General features: G+C 60.3%; 13 protein-coding genes. 5 read left to right on the top strand and 8 right to left on the bottom strand.

What is annotated here, in order from left to right; genetic code table 11:
- Positions 1 to 60 precede the first annotated feature (60 nt).
- Positions 61 to 804, bottom strand: coding sequence for a phosphatase PAP2 family protein (locus PSH97_RS22075; protein WP_305446704.1), 744 nt, complete (start codon positions 802 to 804; stop codon positions 61 to 63).
- A gap of 217 nt (positions 805 to 1,021) precedes the next feature.
- Between PSH97_RS22075 and colR the strand changes: the two genes are divergently transcribed.
- The 5 genes from colR to PSH97_RS22050 all read left to right on the top strand — a co-directional run bounded on the left by colR (position 1,022) and on the right by PSH97_RS22050 (position 4,730).
- Complete coding sequence (colR, locus tag PSH97_RS22070; protein WP_008069526.1) at positions 1,022 to 1,705, top strand: two-component system response regulator ColR; 684 nt, start codon at positions 1,022 to 1,024, stop codon at positions 1,703 to 1,705.
- Positions 1,695 to 2,975, top strand: coding sequence for a sensor histidine kinase (locus PSH97_RS22065; RefSeq protein WP_305446703.1), 1,281 nt, complete (start codon positions 1,695 to 1,697; stop codon positions 2,973 to 2,975). The genes colR and PSH97_RS22065 overlap by 11 nt, the downstream gene beginning before the upstream one ends.
- A gap of 138 nt (positions 2,976 to 3,113) precedes the next feature.
- Positions 3,114 to 3,782 (top strand): class I SAM-dependent methyltransferase, encoded by a 669-nt coding sequence (locus PSH97_RS22060; protein ID WP_305446702.1) that lies wholly within the window; start codon positions 3,114 to 3,116, stop codon positions 3,780 to 3,782.
- Between the two features lie 4 nt (positions 3,783 to 3,786).
- Positions 3,787 to 4,500: a lipopolysaccharide kinase InaA family protein gene (locus tag PSH97_RS22055; RefSeq protein ID WP_305446701.1), complete on the top strand. Its 714-nt coding sequence runs from the start codon at positions 3,787 to 3,789 to the stop codon at positions 4,498 to 4,500.
- A 2-nt stretch (positions 4,501 to 4,502) separates the two neighbouring features.
- Positions 4,503 to 4,730: a hypothetical protein gene (locus PSH97_RS22050; protein ID WP_026331876.1), complete on the top strand. Its 228-nt coding sequence runs from the start codon at positions 4,503 to 4,505 to the stop codon at positions 4,728 to 4,730.
- Positions 4,731 to 4,799: 69 nt separating this feature from the next.
- Here PSH97_RS22050 and PSH97_RS22045 read toward each other — a convergent pair whose 3' ends face one another.
- From PSH97_RS22045 to PSH97_RS22015, 7 genes are all read right to left on the bottom strand, one after another.
- Positions 4,800 to 7,838 carry a multidrug efflux RND transporter permease subunit gene (locus tag PSH97_RS22045; protein ID WP_305446700.1) on the bottom strand — a complete coding sequence of 1,013 codons (3,039 nt, stop codon included), beginning with the start codon at positions 7,836 to 7,838 and terminating at the stop codon, positions 4,800 to 4,802.
- 13 nt (positions 7,839 to 7,851) lie between these two features.
- Positions 7,852 to 9,000 carry an efflux RND transporter periplasmic adaptor subunit gene (locus tag PSH97_RS22040; protein WP_305446699.1) on the bottom strand — a complete coding sequence of 383 codons (1,149 nt, stop codon included), beginning with the start codon at positions 8,998 to 9,000 and terminating at the stop codon, positions 7,852 to 7,854.
- Positions 9,001 to 9,214: 214 nt separating this feature from the next.
- Positions 9,215 to 10,312, bottom strand: coding sequence for a DUF1513 domain-containing protein (locus tag PSH97_RS22035; protein ID WP_305446698.1), 1,098 nt, complete (start codon positions 10,310 to 10,312; stop codon positions 9,215 to 9,217).
- Positions 10,313 to 10,326: 14 nt separating this feature from the next.
- A complete protein-coding gene (locus PSH97_RS22030; RefSeq protein ID WP_217854314.1) occupies positions 10,327 to 11,391 on the bottom strand; it encodes an imelysin family protein in 1,065 nt (354 codons plus the stop codon).
- Positions 11,392 to 11,418: 27 nt separating this feature from the next.
- On the bottom strand, positions 11,419 to 12,846 hold the full coding sequence (locus tag PSH97_RS22025; protein WP_305446697.1) for a di-heme oxidoreductase family protein: 1,428 nt from the start codon (positions 12,844 to 12,846) through the stop codon (positions 11,419 to 11,421).
- Between the two features lie 265 nt (positions 12,847 to 13,111).
- Positions 13,112 to 14,455, bottom strand: coding sequence for an imelysin family protein (locus PSH97_RS22020; RefSeq protein WP_305446696.1), 1,344 nt, complete (start codon positions 14,453 to 14,455; stop codon positions 13,112 to 13,114).
- A gap of 198 nt (positions 14,456 to 14,653) precedes the next feature.
- The gene (locus PSH97_RS22015) at positions 14,654 to 16,702 is read right to left on the bottom strand and encodes a putative bifunctional diguanylate cyclase/phosphodiesterase (protein ID WP_305446695.1); all 2,049 of its coding nucleotides are present in this window, start codon (positions 16,700 to 16,702) and stop codon (positions 14,654 to 14,656) included.
- Positions 16,703 to 16,854 lie beyond the last annotated feature (152 nt).

The following is a 16,854-nucleotide window of genomic DNA, read 5'->3' as shown; positions in this document are numbered from 1 at the left end:
ACGCTCCCACAGGATCGGCATCAACCCTGTGGGAGCGGGCTTGCCCGCGAAGGCGTCAGCTCAGACGCTGACAGGCTCCACGTTAACTACTCGCGCAGCTTTGGAGGCCGGTCGATAAAGGATGTAGTAATACGCCCCCAGACAAATCAACCAGCAGAAAATTGCCGTCCACACGTTGTGCGAAAAGAAGTGCGCCCCCTGCATCATCCGGCTGATGGAAAACACCGAGCCCAACGCGAAGGCGAAGACAAACGCTTTGCGTGCCAGACGCGGGCGCCGGTCGCGTAATACGAAGAACAGCGCAAACAACGTGAAACCGGTCGCCGCATGACCACCCGGCCAGCAACGGCCCGGCTTGTCGGTGTGCGGGCGAGGGCTGAGCAGTTCGCTGTAGGTTTCATGCCCGCCGAATTGCTCCAGGCTCCATGGGCATTGCACTGCGGTCACGGCTTTGACCGGAGTGACGAACGACGTTGCCAGCGCCAGAGATAACACCAGGCAACCCAGTTCGCGCTTGAACGGTTTGAGCCTTTCCAGGAAAAAAGAGCCGATGAAGCCCAGGATGGCGAACACCGAAAAGGCGATGACCACTTGCTTGGCCCGGTCATGCAAAATGTTTTCCAGGAAGTAACTGTGTCGCCCGATGAACTCGCCGGCGACCGGGTCGTAGAACAGCCTGGCAAGGTCCATGTCCAGGGACGTCAGTTCGAGCAACAGCAGGGTGATCGCCGCAATGGCGGGCACTCCCAGGCACAGCCAGACATTCAGTGGCCTGGAAGCGGGGCGGGCAGCGGTCGAAGCCATGGCAAATCCTTGATGAGTGAAATGTTCTGAAGCGCGCAACCGCGGGAGTCTGAACACGCCTCTGTCGTCAGCCTGTGAATCGATGGTGAAAAAGTTGTTAAGGCCCTCTCAGGCTTTTTTTGTCGGATTTACCCCTGCACGCCACCCTATCCCTGAGCCACACTTGGCCTTAAGCTGCGCGCCAAGACAGCCGTTACTGTGTACGGAGGAGGTGCCGATGCGAATTCTATTGGTTGAAGACAACCGCGATATCCTGGCCAATCTGGCCGATTATCTGGGGCTCAAGGGTTACACCGTGGATTGCGCGCAGGACGGTTTGTCGGGCCTGCACCTGGCGGCCACCGAGCATTACGACCTGATCGTGCTCGACATCATGCTGCCTGGCATCGACGGCTATACCCTGTGTAAACGCCTGCGCGAAGACGCCCGCCGCGACACGCCAGTGATCATGCTCACTGCGCGCGATCAACTGGATGACCGTTTGCAGGGCTTCAAATCCGGTGCTGACGACTATCTGATCAAACCCTTTGCACTGTCCGAACTGGCCGCGCGGATCGAGGCGGTCATGCGCCGTGCCCAAGGGGGCGGTCGCCGTGCCTTGCAAGTCGGTGATCTGAGCTACGACCTCGATACTCTGGAAGTCACGCGCGAAGGCCGCCTGCTGAAACTCAACCCGGTGGGCCTGAAGTTGCTGGCCGTGTTGATGCAGAAAAGCCCCCACGTGCTACGCCGCGAGGTTCTCGAAGAGGCCCTGTGGGGCGATGACTGCCCGGACAGCGATAGCCTGCGTAGCCACGTCCATCAACTGCGTCAGGTGATCGACAAACCGTTCGACAAGCCCTTGCTGCACACGGTGCATGGCGTCGGTTATCGCTTGGCCGAGGGCCGTGATGGAGTTTAAGCAGAGCCTTGCTCAACGGATCATCATCGCCTTTGCATTGATGAGCGCGCTAGTGGCGGGAGCCTTCGCCATGGGCATTGTGGCGACCGTGCACCTGGTGGAAGAAAAACTGATTTCGGCAGGTCTGGGCGGCGATTTGCAACGCCTGTTGCTGATGGACAGCGTGTCGGACTGGAGCCACCGCCCCGAGCCGGACCAGCTGTTCTATTTCAGCGGCGGGCCGGGCGACTTCGAACTGCCCAAGGATTTGCGGCACCTGGACTCGGGCTTTCATGAAGTCTTTCGCGAGCAGCTGTCGTATCACGCGATGGTTGAAATCGTTGACGGTCGGCGTTACGTGCTGATGCAGGACCAGAGCGATTTCGAAGAGCGTGAGCGGGTGCTGTTTGCCGTGGTGCTGGTGGGTTTCGTCCTGAGCCTGGCATTGGCGGTATTTCTGGGCTGGGTGCTGGCGCGCAAAGTCATGGCGCCGGTGGTGCGACTGGCCCGTCAGGTGCGTCATCGGGATCAGCTGCTGGGCCTGGCGCCGCCACTGGCGCCGGACTATGCCGCCGATGAAGTGGGCGAGCTGGCCGTGGCCTTCGACGCCACCCTCGGGCGCTTGCGTCAGGCGTTGACCCGGGAGCGATTGTTCACCAGTGACGTCAGCCACGAGCTGCGGACGCCGTTGATGGTGTTGGCCAGCTCCTGTGAGTTGTTGCTGGAAAACCCCGGCATCGATCAGCGCGGACGTGCCCAGGTCGAGCGAATCGCCCGTGCATGTGCGGAGATGCGCGAGCTGGTGCAAACCTTCCTCATGCTGGCCCGAGCTCAACATGAAGACGCCAGCATGGCCCCCCAGCAGACCCTTAGCCAGGTAGCCGACGGGCTGCTCAGTCAATGGCGCGAGCCGATCGAAGCCAAGGGCCTGATGCTGAACTTTGAGCCGGGCAATCCGCCGGACACCCGTTATAACGCGACCCTTTTACATGCGGTGATGGGCAACCTGTTGCGTAATGCGCTGCATTACACCGAGCATGGCTACATCCGCCTTTCCCTGACGGATACAGGGTTCGTGGTGGAAGACAGTGGCGTGGGCATTCCCGAGGAAAAACGCGAGGCGATGTTCGAGCCGTTCGTGCGCGGCAACGAGAAACGCGGCGAGGGCCTGGGGCTGGGGCTGTCGCTGGTGCAGCGGATTTGCGAGAATCAGGGCTGGAGCGTCAGCCTGACCAACATGGAGCCCAATGGTTGCCGTTTTCAGGTGGATTTGAGTCCGTCCGTGATCTGACGGATCCTGAATGTCGGTCATGTAAAATCCTGAAATAATCCCGGGTTTTACATGACAAATTTTTCACAAAGGCACGACCTGACACTGACACCACACTACCTAAGGTGGTAGCCATCAGATGTTCAGGAGACTGCAGTGATGGCTGGTCCGATCAAACTCGATTTTTCCGAAAAGTACGACGATCAACACGCCCGGAAATATTTGCGCAAGCATCAGGAGGGGCTCGGCCGCCGACTGTCCCACTGGCGTGACGAACAACTGGCGCGAAAAGCGCTGATGCTGGCCGGTGAGCCTGGGTTGGTCCTCGATTTGCCCTGCGGCGCAGGGCGTTTCTGGCCGCTGCTGGCGGAAAAACACAACCGTGTCATCATCGGCGCCGACAACTCGGAGTCCATGTTGAAGATTGCCATGCAGGCACAACCTGCCGAGGTGGTGAAACGGGTACAACCCTTGCACACTTCTGCATTCGACATTGCCTTGCCCGATAACGCCGTCGACAGCATTTTCTGTATGCGTCTGCTCCATCACATCGGTGAAGCCGAGCATCGACTGACCATCCTGCGCGAATTCGAGCGCGTCACCCGTGACAGCGTGATTGTTTCGTTGTGGGTGGACGGCAATTTCAAGGCCTGGAAACGCAAGCGCTCGGAGAAAAGGCGTGGGCAGGAGGGTTACCAGAATCGATTTGTGTTACCGGCTGCCACGGTTGAAAAGGAATTCGAGCAGGCGGGTTTTCGGATCCAGGAACAACTGGATTTTTTACCGCTCTACGCCATGTGGCGGGTATACGTATTACGCAAGAGGTAACAAGATGGCAGTGCAATGTGCAGCACAAACGCAAGTTGCTTCTCAGGACCGCTTTGACTACTTCTGGAACCTGCGCGGTGAATGGGTAGAAGAACCCAATGTCCGTCGCGGTGGGGAAAGTGGCGTGCAGCGCGTCATGGGCAGTGATGGACAGCTGCTCTACACCAAGCGTCAAACCGGGCATATCTATCGCAGCGCGTTACATCCCTTCGGTCGGCCGACGGTGTTGCGCGAGCGTGATGCGCTCATTGGCCTGCGGCTGCTCGATGTTCGGGTTCCGGAAATCGTTTTTTGCGGGGCACAGCGCGATCCCGTGCATAAGTGGCGCGCATTACTGGTTACCAAGTCCCTGGATGGCTTCGAGGAACTCGTTCACTGGTACAAAGGTGGCGGTCGCGAGCGTCATGGTGAGGCGGTGCATGATCGCGTATTGAAGGATCTGGCCGACAACCTGGCCCGCATGCACAAGGGCCGTTGGCAGCACAGCTGCCTCTACATCAAGCACGTATTCGTGCGGGTCACCGGTGAAGGCGAGTCCGCAAAGGTCGAGGTGGCATTGATCGATCTGGAGAAATGTCGACAGCGTTTTACCGCCCGTCGTGCAGCGGCCCATGACCTGCAGCAATTGCGCCGCCACTCGTCGTTCAGCGATACAGACTGGAAAAAACTCGTCTATTTTTATGAGACGGCGTTTGGCAGCGCTATCAAAGGCTTATAACAATGAAACTCGAAATTGCACGAGGTTTGTTTTTAGCCGGAGCCTTGGCAGTTGCTTCATTGGCGGTGGCAGCGTGGGAGCAGCCCCGCACTCAAGTCCTCAGCTCCGTGCACGGTGACGCGCATTGTCCGTTGCCCCGGGTTGCCAAAGCACCCGTGGCCACTCAACCCGATCATGACTTGTTACTGTTCATGTTCGGACTTTCTCAGGGACTGAGGCCACAAAGTTGAATAGATTGAAGCCCAAATGAAAGGCCTCGCAAATGCGAGGCCTTTTTTTTGCCGATCGTTCCCACAGGTTTATGGGTGTTCTTCAGGTTTATAGGGCTTGGCCAGCAACGTGTAGATGCACGGCAACACGAACAACGTAAACAGCGTCCCGATCGACATCCCCGTCGCGATCACCGTGCCGATATCGAACCGGCTGACGGCACCCGCGCCCGTGGCGATGATCAACGGCACCATGCCGAATACCATCGCCGCCGTGGTCATCAATACCGGACGCAGGCGAATGGCCGCCGCTTCCTCCACTGCTTCGCGAGGCGACAGCCCCTTCTCCTTGCGTAACTGGTTGGCGAACTGAACGATCAGAATCCCGTGCTTGCTGATTAGCCCGATCAACGTCACCAATCCCACTTGGGTATAGATGTTCATGCTCGACCAGCCAAGGAACAGCGGGATCAGCGCGCCACAGATCGACAGCGGCACGGTCACCAGAATCACCAGCGGATCGCGGAAGCTTTCGAACTGGGCCGCCAGCACCAGAAAGATGATCGCCAGCGCCAGGGCAAAGGTGACCCACAGCGCGCTGCCTTCCTGAACGTATTGCCGTGATGCACCGGCATAGTCGACGGCATAACCCGCCGGCGCTTCTTCCCGAGCGATCTGGCGCACCGTGTCGAGGGCTTCACCCATGCTGACCAGCGGCACCCCGGAAAGAATCGCCGAGTTGAGTTGCTGGAACTGGTTCAACTGACGCGGTCGCGCCCGGTCCGTCACGGTGATCAGGGTCGACAGGGGCAGCAATTCGCCTTTGGTGTTCTTCACGTAATAATGGTTCAGCCAGTCGGGGTTATCCCGGAAGGGCCGTTCCACCTGAGCAATGACTTTGTAGCTGCGGCCTTCGATGGTGAAACGGTTGATCTCCGCCTCACCCAGCAACGTCGCCAGGGTGCCGCCCAGATCCTGCATCGACACACCCATCTGCGCGGCCTTGGCGCGATCGATATCCACCACGACTTCGGGTTTGTCGAAGGCCAGGTCGACGTCGACAAAAGCGAACTTGCCGGATTCCATTGCTCTTTTTTTCACCCGGTCCATCACTTCCAGCAATGATTCATAGCTGTTGGCCGAGTTGATCACGAATTGAAACGGCAAGCCTTCACCCGTGCCCGGCAGGGAAGGCAGATTGAAGCCGAAGATCTGCAAACCCGAAATGCTTGCCAGTTTGCCCTGGACCTCGGGCAGGATCTGCATTTGGGTTCGGCTGCGTTCGTTCCAGGGTTTGAGCAGGAAGCCGCCGATCCCCGATTGCACGCCGTTGAAGCCGTTGATCTGGAACGAGGAGTAGTACTCGGGGAACTCCTTGAAAATCGCGAGGAACTCGTCGGTGTAGGTGTTCAGGTAGTCGAGGTTGGTCGGTTGCGGGGCATTGGCCATCATGAAGATGACGCCCTGGTCTTCGTCCGGCGCCAGTTCCGACTGGGTGAATTTGAGCAGCACCGGAATCAGGCAGAGCACGATCACCGCGAACACCAGCACCACCGGCCGGGTGTTGAGGGTGCCATGAAGCAGACTCTGGTAGCGGCGCTTGAGGCCTTCGAAGATCACGTCCAGGCGATGGGCCAGGCCGGTAGGGTTTTCATCGTGGCGCAGCAGCATGGCGCACATCATCGGCGACAGCGTCAGGGCGACGACACCGGAGATCACCACCGCCCCCGCCAGCGTCAGGGCGAACTCCTTGAACAGCGCCCCCGTCAGACCGGTCAGGAAACCGATCGGCGCATAGACCGCCGCCAGGGTAATGGTCATCGACACCACCGGCATGGCGATTTCCCGGGCACCCTCGATGGCCGCATCCAGCGGTGTCTTGCCTTCTTCGATGTGCCGGTGGATGTTTTCCACCACCACGATGGCGTCGTCCACCACCAGCCCGATGGCCAATACCATCGCCAGCAAGGTCAGCAGGTTGATCGAGTAGCCCATCATCTGCATGAAGAACATTACGCCGATCATCGACAGCGGAATGGTGACCACCGGGATCACCACCGAGCGCAGGGCACCGAGAAACAGGAACACCACCACGATCACGATCAGCACCGCTTCGAACAGGGTTTTCACCACTTCGTCGATGGAGGCCTGGATGAACAGCGTAGCGTCGTAGGCGATTTCACCTTTCAGGTTCGGAGGCAGCTGGGCTTCCAGGTCCGGCATGATCTTGCGCACCTCCTTGATCACGTCCAGCGGGTTGGCGCCGGGCGTGGCCTTGATACCGATGTACACCGAGGGCGTGCCGCCGAAAGAGCTGATGGTGTTGTAGTTCTCCGCGCCCATCTCGACCCGCGCCACGTCCCGCAGCAGCACGCGACTGTCGCCCTCGACCTTGAGCGGGATCGCGCCAAAGGCCTCGGCGGATTTGAGTTCGGTGTTGGCGTTGATGCTGGTGACCACGTACTCGCCTTTCACTTCGCCGGCGGCGGAGAGGAAGTTGTACTGGCGCACGGCGTTGGTCACATCGCTGGCGCTGAGGCCGAAACCGGCGAGTTTCACCGGGTCCAGCCACAGGCGCATGGCGAACACCTGATTGCCAAGAATCTCGGCTTCGGCCATGCCCGGCAGGGTCGCCAGTTTCGGCTGGATGACCCGGGACAGGTAGTCGGTGATCTGCGGATTGCTCAGCTCGTCGCTGAAGAAACTGATGTACATCAGCGCCGAGGCGTCTGCGGCTTCCTTGCTCAGCACCGGGTCTTCGGCGTCCTGGGGCAGCTGGTTCTTGACCTCGTTGGCCTTGGCCAGCAGTTCGGTGAACAAGCGGTCGCTGTTGGAACCGACGCGCGCGTAAATCGAGATCACCGAGAAGTTCTGGCGACTGACCGAGGTCATGTAGTCGATGCCCTCGGCACTGGCTAGGCTCTGCTGCATTGGTTGGGTGATGTAGCCCTGGATGGTTTCGGCGTTGGCCCCGGGGTAAGAGGTGGTCACCGTGATCAGGGCGTTTTCCATTTGCGGGTATTGGCGCAGCGGCAACTTGCTCCAGGCCTGGAAGCCCAGCAGCACAATCAACAGGCTGACCACGGTGGCGAGCACCGGGCGGCGGATGAACGGGTCGGTAAAAGCCATGGGGATTCCTTGATCAGTCAGCGCGCGGCTGACTGCTCTTCTCGGCTAGGGTCTTGTCGTCGCTGATGGCAATGTGCGCGCCGTGGTCCAGTTTGATCTGGCCGGCTGTGACCACTTTTTCGCCCTTCTGCACGCCTTTGGTGATCATGACCATCCCGTCGCGGCGCTCGCCGGTTTCGATGAAGCGCCGTTCGGCGATCAGAATCGGCTCGCCCTTGTCGTCTTTTTCGAGACTGCCGTCTTCGGCTTTTTTCTGCGCGACGACGTAGAGCGAGTTGCCATAAAGGGTGTAGGTGATCGCGCTTTCCGGCACGACGATGCGTGGCTGCGGATCGGGCAACAGCACCTGCAGGCTGGCGAACATCCCCGGCAGCAACTTGCCATCGGGGTTGGCCAGGGTGGCGCGTACCATCACGTTGCGGGTGCTGTTCTCGACTTTCGGGTTGATTGCGCTGATGGTGCCGGGGAAGTGCTCTGTCGGGTAGGCCGAGACAATGACCTGTACCGGTTGGCCAAGGGCGATTTTCGGCACGGCCTGCTCGGGCACAAAGAAGTCGACGTAGAGGCTGCTGAGGTCTTGCAGGGTGGCGATCATCGTGCCGCTGGCCACGTAGTCGCCGACGTCTACCTGACGAATGCCGATGGTCCCGCTGAACGGGGCGAGGATGCGTTTTCTCTCCAGCGCTGCCTTGAGTTGATTGACCGTGGCCCGGCTCTTTTGCAACACCGCCGAGAGTCGGTCGAACTCGCCTTTGGAAATAGCCTGGCTGCCCACCAATTGGCTGCCGCGACCGTAATCCAGTTGCGCCAGTCCCAGGTCGGCTTGAGCGGTTGCCAGCAGGGCGGTTTCAACGGAGGTGTCGAGTTGCAGGATCGGCTGACCGGCCTTGACCTTCTGTCCTGACTCGAACTGCACCTCCTTGACGGTGCCGGCGATCTCCAGGCTCAGGTCGACCCCTTGCAGCGCCGTGAGGGTGCCGACCGTTGGCAAACGGCTTTGCCACGGACGTTCGGTGGCGGTGGCCACGGCGACACTTATCGGAGGTTTCGGCGCGGAGAAGCCTTGCATCATCGTGTAGATAGAGAAGGCTTTGTAACCGGCCAGAACCAGCACGATCAGCAGAACAACACCCAACATGATCAGCATGCGGCGACGCAGCATATTTCCAGTTCCTTGGAGAAAATCAGGTGAGACAGGCGGGAACATTACTCCCACTGCGAAGGGGATTCCAACTGTAGCAGCTGCCGAAGGCTGCGTTCGGCTGCGAAGCAGTCGTGAAATCAGCCACCGAGTTGTATCAGGCAAACCGCGGCGTATGGATTACGACTGCTGCGCAGCCGAACGCAGGCTGCGCCAGCTGCTACAGGTCGCATGTTTAGATCAAATGAAGATGGTTGTCCCAGAGCCCGGCAGGCAACTCCAGAGGTTTTGCAACCAGGGTTGTCTGGCGGCAGTCGTAGTAGCGGCATCGTCCTTGGCCGGAGGTCACGACAAAACCATCGGCCACGGCGCCGACGCCGGCGCAGTCGGGAAGTGGCGCATCCAGGCGTACTTCACCGCTGTCCAGGTTCCAGATAAAAAAGCGGTTGCCCCGCGGCGCGGTCAGGGCGACCAGACGCAGTTCGCTGTGTACGGCGACGCTAGCGGTGTAATGCCCCATGGCCTGCAACTGATGCTCGGGTACCGGGAACGCCACGAACGGTTGGCCGGGACGCTTGATCGCCAGCAGCTCCGATGACTCGTGGGCAGCGCCCATGAACTGCTGGCCGGCGACGATGGTGCCATCGCTGGCGACGCCCAAGTGCCGCACGCTGTTCATCTGCTGGACCAGTGTTTCCTTGCTCAACAAAGTGCCATCGCGCTGCATCAACACCAGGCTCGGTTCCATCGCGTTGAGGTTCATCTCGACCCGGCTTTCGGCCTCGGTGCGAATGCCGCCGTTGGCCACAATCAGCGTCTCGCCATCGGGCATCCACGACACCTGATGCGGGCCGATACCGTGGGTGGAAAGTTCGCCGCTGTGCACCAGTCGCTCACCTTCGAACTTATACACACCGAGCAGGCCACGGCCCGGATCGGAGGTGTCGTTTTCGGTGGCATACAACCAGTCGCCGCTCTGGTGAATCACTGCATGACCGTAGAAGTGACGGTTCGGCTGCGAGACCACGGTTTGTAGCAACGTGCCGTCGCGCAGGTCGATCAGGTAACTCTCGGTACCCGGACGCCGAGCGACGAACAGCCCTATCGGCAGGGTCGGGTGGTTGATGATGTCGTGGCAACGCTGGCCGACCTGGGTGGCAAACAACCGGGTGCCGTCCAGCCGATAACCGACGGCGTAGTGCTTGCCGTCACCATCGTCTCGCGCCGAGAGCAGCAGCGGGCTTTTGTCCTTTTGCTTGAACAGCGTCCAGCCGCCCAGTGTCACCGCACCCAGCAGCAAACTCCCTAACGTCAGAGCCTGGCGTCGTAGCATGGCACTTGCCCTCATCAGTCACCGTCGTTGGCGTTGAAGCCCAGTTGGATCCCCAGCGCCTTGGCCAGCTCGCCTTCGTGCAGGCGATGGACAACGTTGAGGCTGTCGTAGATCGCGTTGAGTTGCTGGCGCCCGGCATCGTCAGTGAGCATGTCGGTCAGCGAGCGCTGGTTGCTGGCGAACAGTTTCAGGGACGTTGCGTAGGCCGCGTCGATCTTGTCGGCCAAGGGTTTCTGCTCGCTCGGCAACAGACCGCGCAGGCCTTTGTTGTCGACACCGACCCAGACGGTTTGCGCCGCGCTCAGGCTTGCTTGCAGGCCTTGCAGCGACGATTGGCTGCGCCAGGCATCGGCCTGGAACGGCTGTGGCGTGCCCTTGCTCTGACGGCCCATCGGCGTGCCGAGTTTTTTCTTCAGGGTGTCCAGCGCCGTCACTTGCACGCGCAGCAGATCGGCGATCGCTTCGTGGGAGTCGGCGTAGCGCTGGTTCGGGAATTTGCTCATCTGCGCGAGCATGCCGTCGTTAGTGTTCCAGCCCGACAGGATCTCTTCGGCCAGTTGCTTCTGGCGTTCGCCAATGGCGGTCAGCAGTGGGCAATATTTGGCTTTCTGAGCGCTGTCGGCCATGTCGATCTTGCTGTCGAACAGGATGTATTCATAGGCCGAGAGGCCTTGCACCACGACGCTGGACTTGGTCAGGGCGGCGGCATCGATCTGCGGTTGTGCGGTGACCAGTTGCTCGACCTGACGGCCCACGAGGTTTTTCTTGTCCGGCCAGAACTGCACCTGCCACGAACGGTTGCCCTCGGCCAACGGCCCGATCAGCAGCGGTTGCAACTCGGCCCAGGCTTTCTGCGCGTGCAGGAAGTCGGCGCGGGCGGTGTCCAGGGTTTCCTTGCCTTGGCAGAACGCCAGGGCGCTGACCGCCAATTGACGGTCGGCTTCGACCCAGCGGCTGTAGGTCGGCAGGATCACTTGCTTGGCGATCGCCGCCGACGTGACCGCTTGCGGGTCCTGGGGCGAACAGGCGCCCAGGGCGAGGGCGGCAAGGCTGGTGAACAACAATTTGGGACGGAACATGTCGGGCTCCCGCTGAAGGAAAACGTATTAAAGGGAATTCAAAAACGCCAGCAACGCCGCGCGCTGCTCGGCATTGAAAGACAAAACATGTTGCTGCGCCGCCGTTGCCTCGCCGCCATGCCAGAGCACGGCTTCAAGCAGATTGCGGGCGCGGCCGTCATGCAAAAACCGGGTATGGCCGCTGACCGCCTGCGTCAGGCCGATGCCCCACAATGGCGGAGTGCGCCAGTCGCGGCCGCTGGCCTGGAACTCGCTGCGGTTGTCGGCCAGGCCGTCGCCCATGTCATGCAGCAGCAGGTCGCTGTAAGGGCGAATCACTTGATTGGCCAGTTCAGGTTCCGCGGCGTTGGCGGCAGTGGTGTATTTGGGGGTATGACAGGACTGGCATCCCGCCTGGAAAAACAGATTCTTGCCGGCCAGCACTTGCGGCGCGCCGACATCGCGCCGGGCCGGTACCGCGAGGTTACGGCTGTAGAACAGCACCAGACGCAGAATGTTGTCGCTGACTTCCGGCTCGCCATCCGGGCCATTGCCGTTGGGCGCCTGCTTGCAAGCGGTTTGCGCGTCAGTGCAGTCATCAACGAGTCTCAGGCTGGTCGTGAGGCCCATGTCACCAGAGAACGCGTGAACGTTTTGTTGATTGAGGTTCGGTTGCCCGGCCTTCCAGCCAAATCGCCCGAGGACGGTTTTTTGTTGGGCGTCATCCCAGACCCGGTTCGGCCGTCCGGCGATGCCATTCTTCTCTCGCGCCTGGGCCTCGGCGTTGGCCAGAATGGCCTCGTCAGGGATCGCTTCAAGCAAGCCCAGGCCAATCATCGGCGGTGCAATGCGCGCCGAGAAGCGCGTGTCGGGGTGCATCGGGCCGTAGCCGAGCTGAGTGATCTGCAGGGTCGGCTTACGCAACTCAATTTCGCTGCCGTCCTTGAAACGCACCGGGACTGCTGTGTATTCGACGCGTACTTTGCCTTCCGGGGCGACGCCGGGCACCGACATGTCCTGCAACTGGCCGCCGTAGACCGGTTCCGGCACCACGCCCAGTTGTTCGATGACCTTGGCGTAAGCCGGCGCATCGGGAATCGACAGGCGCACCAGCATCGACACTGCATTCGGCGCATCGGGCGCGGGCGGGTGACCGCGGCCGTCCTTGATGTGGCAGTTCTGGCAGGCATTGGTATTGAACAGCGGGCCGAGGCCATCGCGGGCGGTGGTGGTCGACGGCGCGATCACCCAAGGGCTGCGAAAGAAACTGTTGCCGACGCTGAAATCGACCCGCCGTGACGGCGGCAGATTGGCGGACGGCAGGGAGAATGCGTTCTGATCGGTCTTGCGCACCGTTGCGCTGCCACCGGAGCGGGCTTCACCGGGTTCGGCCTGGGTAAAACGCGGGGCGTCATCGCACGCACTCAGACCCAGGGCCAGCAACAGTGCGGACAAGCGAAGAGGCAGCGAGGGCATTGGACATCCTGCAAAACGAGCAAAACAAGGGCGCAAAGTCTAACAGGGCAGGGGAGTTTGAATAAGAGGAATTATCGTTTGGTTGATGTGGCGCAGGGTTTGATTTGAGACCGCGTCGCGGCCATCGCGGGCAAGCCCGCTCCCACAGGTCTTGCACTGAACCTGTGGGAGCGTGGCTTGCCCGCGATGAGGCCATCAGCATCACTCAAAAATCAGGCATGAAAAAGGCGACCCGAAGATCGCCTTTTCACTCAGTCAGCGTTGATCAGAACTCGTGATCAGCGTTGTCCGGGTTCAGGTCGCTGATACCCAGTTTGCCGGCAGCCGCTTCGATCGAACCGGTCTGCTTGACCAGCGAGGCGATGGCGTCGCGTACGATCTGGTTGCCGGCAGTGTTGCCGGCAGCGATCAGTTGGTCGTAGTGCTCACCTTTGTTGGCGTGATCGACCATGACCTGAAGCTTGGCTTCGGTGGCGGCCAGGTCGGCTTTCAGCGCGGTGTCGGCTGCCGGGTCGGCTTTGGCGACCAGCGACGACAGGCTGGCGCCAGTCATTTTGCTGCCATCGACGCGGGTGTATTCGCCCAGGTACACGTTACGCACGCCTTTGGCGTCGTAGAAGTGCGAGTTGTGGGTGTTGTCGCTGAAGCAATCCTGTTCGTCTTCCGGGGAGTTGGCTTCCAGGGAAACCTTCATGCGCTCGCCCGCCAATTCGCCCAAGGACAGGCTGCCCATGCCGAACAGCATTTTGCGCAGGCCGGTTTCAGCCGGTTCCGCTTCCAGTGTGGCGCGGTAGTTGTCGGCCACGTTCGGCTTCCAGTTACCGACCATTTCTTGCAGGTCGTTGACCAGCAGTTGGGTCACGGATTTCAGGTAAGCACGACGACGATCGTTGTGACCGCCGGTGGCGCCTTTGCCTTCCAGGAAGTCGGTAGCCGGACGGTTGCCAGCGCCAGGGCCGGTGCCGTTCAGGTCCTGGCCCCAGAGCAGGAATTCGATGGCGTGGTAGCCGGTGGCGACGTTGGCCTCGGAACCGCCCAGCTCGTTCAGGCTGGCGAGTTTTTCCGGGGTGATGTCTTTCACGTCGACCTTGTCTTCGCCGACCTGAACTTTAGTGTTGGCGATGATGTTGGCGGTGGCGCCCGGGTTACCCAGTGCGTGTTCGTAGGATTTGTCGACGTAGTCGATCAGGCCTTCGTCCAGTGGCCAGGCGTTCACCTGACCTTCCCAGTCGTCGATGATCGTGTTGCCAAAGCGGAACACTTCGCTCTGCAGATAAGGTACGCGGGCCGCGACCCAGGCAGCCTTGGCGGCTTTCAGGGTATCGGCGTTCGGCTTGGCCAGGAACGCGTCGACGGCAGTTTGCAGGGTTTTCGCGGTGGATTCGGCATCGCTGTAAACGGCGAAGACGATGTCGGCGTAGTGCGCGACCACAGCCTTGGCGGCGGCTTCATCGACTTTACCAGTAGCAGCAGGCGCAGCCGGGGCAGCGGTGCTGGCGGCCGGGGTCGGCGCTTGTGGAGCGGCAGCCTTGTCTTTGCCTTCGCCGCAACCGGCGAGGGAAATAGCGATGGCCAGCAGACTGGCGGTGGCCAGAGGCATACGAATCATGGCGAACATCCTGCTTCGGTGATTAATGGACGCGCGTGGAGGGCGCGCAAAACTGCGACATAATGCAAATCTTTCGCATTATGTGTAAAGGGTTGTGCTTGTAAATATTTCTTATTCACGGGCGTGTTATGCCGCAGATCAAACGATCGTCGCCTTCGTAGCAGCAGGCTTCGCCAGCTGCTACAAGGCGGCGCGCTTTCAGAGAATGAATGCGTTAGTGCGCTGGGCTTGCTTGAGATACGCGCTCAATTCCCGTGCCGGCAGCGGTTTACTGTAGTGATAGCCCTGACCTTCGTGGCAGCCTTCGGAGATGATGTAAGCCTCTTGCTCGGCGGTTTCCACGCCTTCGGCAATCACCTGCATGCCCAGGCTCTTGCCCAGCTGGATGATGGCCCGAACGATAGTCGCATCGTCGTCGTCATCGAGCAGATCCTGAACGAAGCTCTTATCGATCTTGATCTTGTCCAGCGGCAGGCTTTTCAAATAACTCAGTGATGAATATCCGGTGCCGAAGTCGTCGATGGCGATCAGCGCACCGGAGCGACGCAGGCTCAGCAAGTGCTGGGCGGCGGTGCTGATGTCTTCCATCAGGCCGGTTTCGGTGACTTCCAGTTCCAGGCTGCGCGGTGGCAAGCGGTACATCTGTAGCAGGTTATTGACTACGCGCGGCAACTCGGCGTGGTGCAGTTGCACAGTGGACAGGTTCACCGCCATGCGCAGCTCGAAACCCTGATCGTGCCATTCGCGCAATTGTTTGCAGGCCTGATCCAGCACCCATTCGCCGATGGCGATGATGGTGCCATTCTGCTCGGCCAGCGGAATGAACAGGTCCGGCGGCACCAGCCCGTGTTCGGGATGCTGCCAGCGAATCAACGCCTCGACGCCCACCACGCGATGATCGCGGTAGCTGATCTGCGGCTGGTAAACGAGGTAGAACTGGTCGCGGATCAAGGCATCGCGCAGGTCTTTTTCCAGCTCGCGGCGTCGACGCATTTCCGTGTCGACGCTGGCGATATAGAACTGATAGCGGTTGCGCGAGCGAGTCTTGGCCAGGGTCATGGTCTGCTCGGCTTTTTGCAGCAACTTCTCGGTGCTGTCACCGTCCTCGGGGAACAAGGTGATGCCGATGGTGGCGCGCAGGCGAATTTCCTGATGATCGAGGGCGAACGCCGCTTCCAGATCATCAAGAATGCTTTGGGCCAGTTCGGCCGCTTCATAGGGTTGTTCGATGTCAGCCTGGACCAGTGCGAACTGGTCGCCCCCCAAGCGGGCGAGGGCGCCGAGGCGGCCGCTGTGGGCTCGCAGGCGATCGGCCAGAGCCAGCAGCAACTGGTCGCCGGTCTGATAACTGAACTGTTCGTTGATACCTTTGAAATCATCGAGCCCGACACACAACACCGCGACCCGACGCTGCAATTTGCCGGCGTCGACGAGGATTTTGTCCAGTTGTTGCTGCAATTGCTGGCGGTTCGGCAAACCGGTGAGGAAGTCGTACTGGGCCATGCGCAGCAGGCTGTTTTCCGCTTCGTGGCGCAGGTGAGTGTTGCGCTCGATGGATTCGAGCAATTGGTTGGCGGTGTTGATCCAGACCCCCAGCTCGTTTCTCTCATGACCCTTGAGCTGCGGAATCTTGTGGGCGCTGGGCCGGTCCGGGTTGATTTCGGTCAGGTGTTCAATAATCCGCGACAGCGGTTTGGTCAGCAGCCAGTGATAGACCAGATACAGCACCAGGGCCATGGCCAGGGCGCGCAATACGCCAGAGATGAAGATGATCACCGAGCTGACTATGAAGCCCTTGCCGTAGGTGGCGGTGTCGAGGGTAATGCTCAGGTCGCCGTAGTACTCGCTGTAGGGGCCGCGGCCCACCAGTTGGGTGGTGAAGGTGCGTTCCTGGCCGAGGATCAGGTCGGTCAGCCAGCGGCTGTTGGAGTGCTGCAGTTCACGGGTTTTTTGCGCAAGCATGGCTTCGTGAGGGTGGCCGATGGAGGCCATGCGCACGGCGTCGTCCTGAAACAGGCCTTCGATCACCTGCATGCCCATTTCCCGGTCCAGGCTATAGACGGCCTGGGTCGAAGGGTCGCGGAACATATCGAGGATGCGTTGGGCATCGCTGGCCACGGCCTGGCGTGTTTTATAGGCATCGAAAACGATCTGCGCGCAGCTCAAGACCACGCCGACGATCAATGCCGACAGGAGCACGACCCGGAGCAACTTCACCGACAAGCTGTTCTTGAGTTCCAGCTTCAAAGGGTAATTCCTTGTTCCGTGCGGGTAGCGTCAAGTTGCCATGAGTATTGGCAATCCCGTGATGTCAGTCAAAGGGACAATCCAACCCAGGGGATTTTGCCGGTAGCTTGGCGGATATGCTGTTGTTTGGAGTATTTGCCCTATTAGCACTG

The sequence above is a fragment of the Pseudomonas cucumis genome, from assembly GCF_030687935.1.
GTDB classification, from domain to species: Bacteria; Pseudomonadota; Gammaproteobacteria; order Pseudomonadales; family Pseudomonadaceae; genus Aquipseudomonas; species Aquipseudomonas cucumis.
This window is presented reverse-complemented; position numbering and strand designations above follow the sequence as displayed.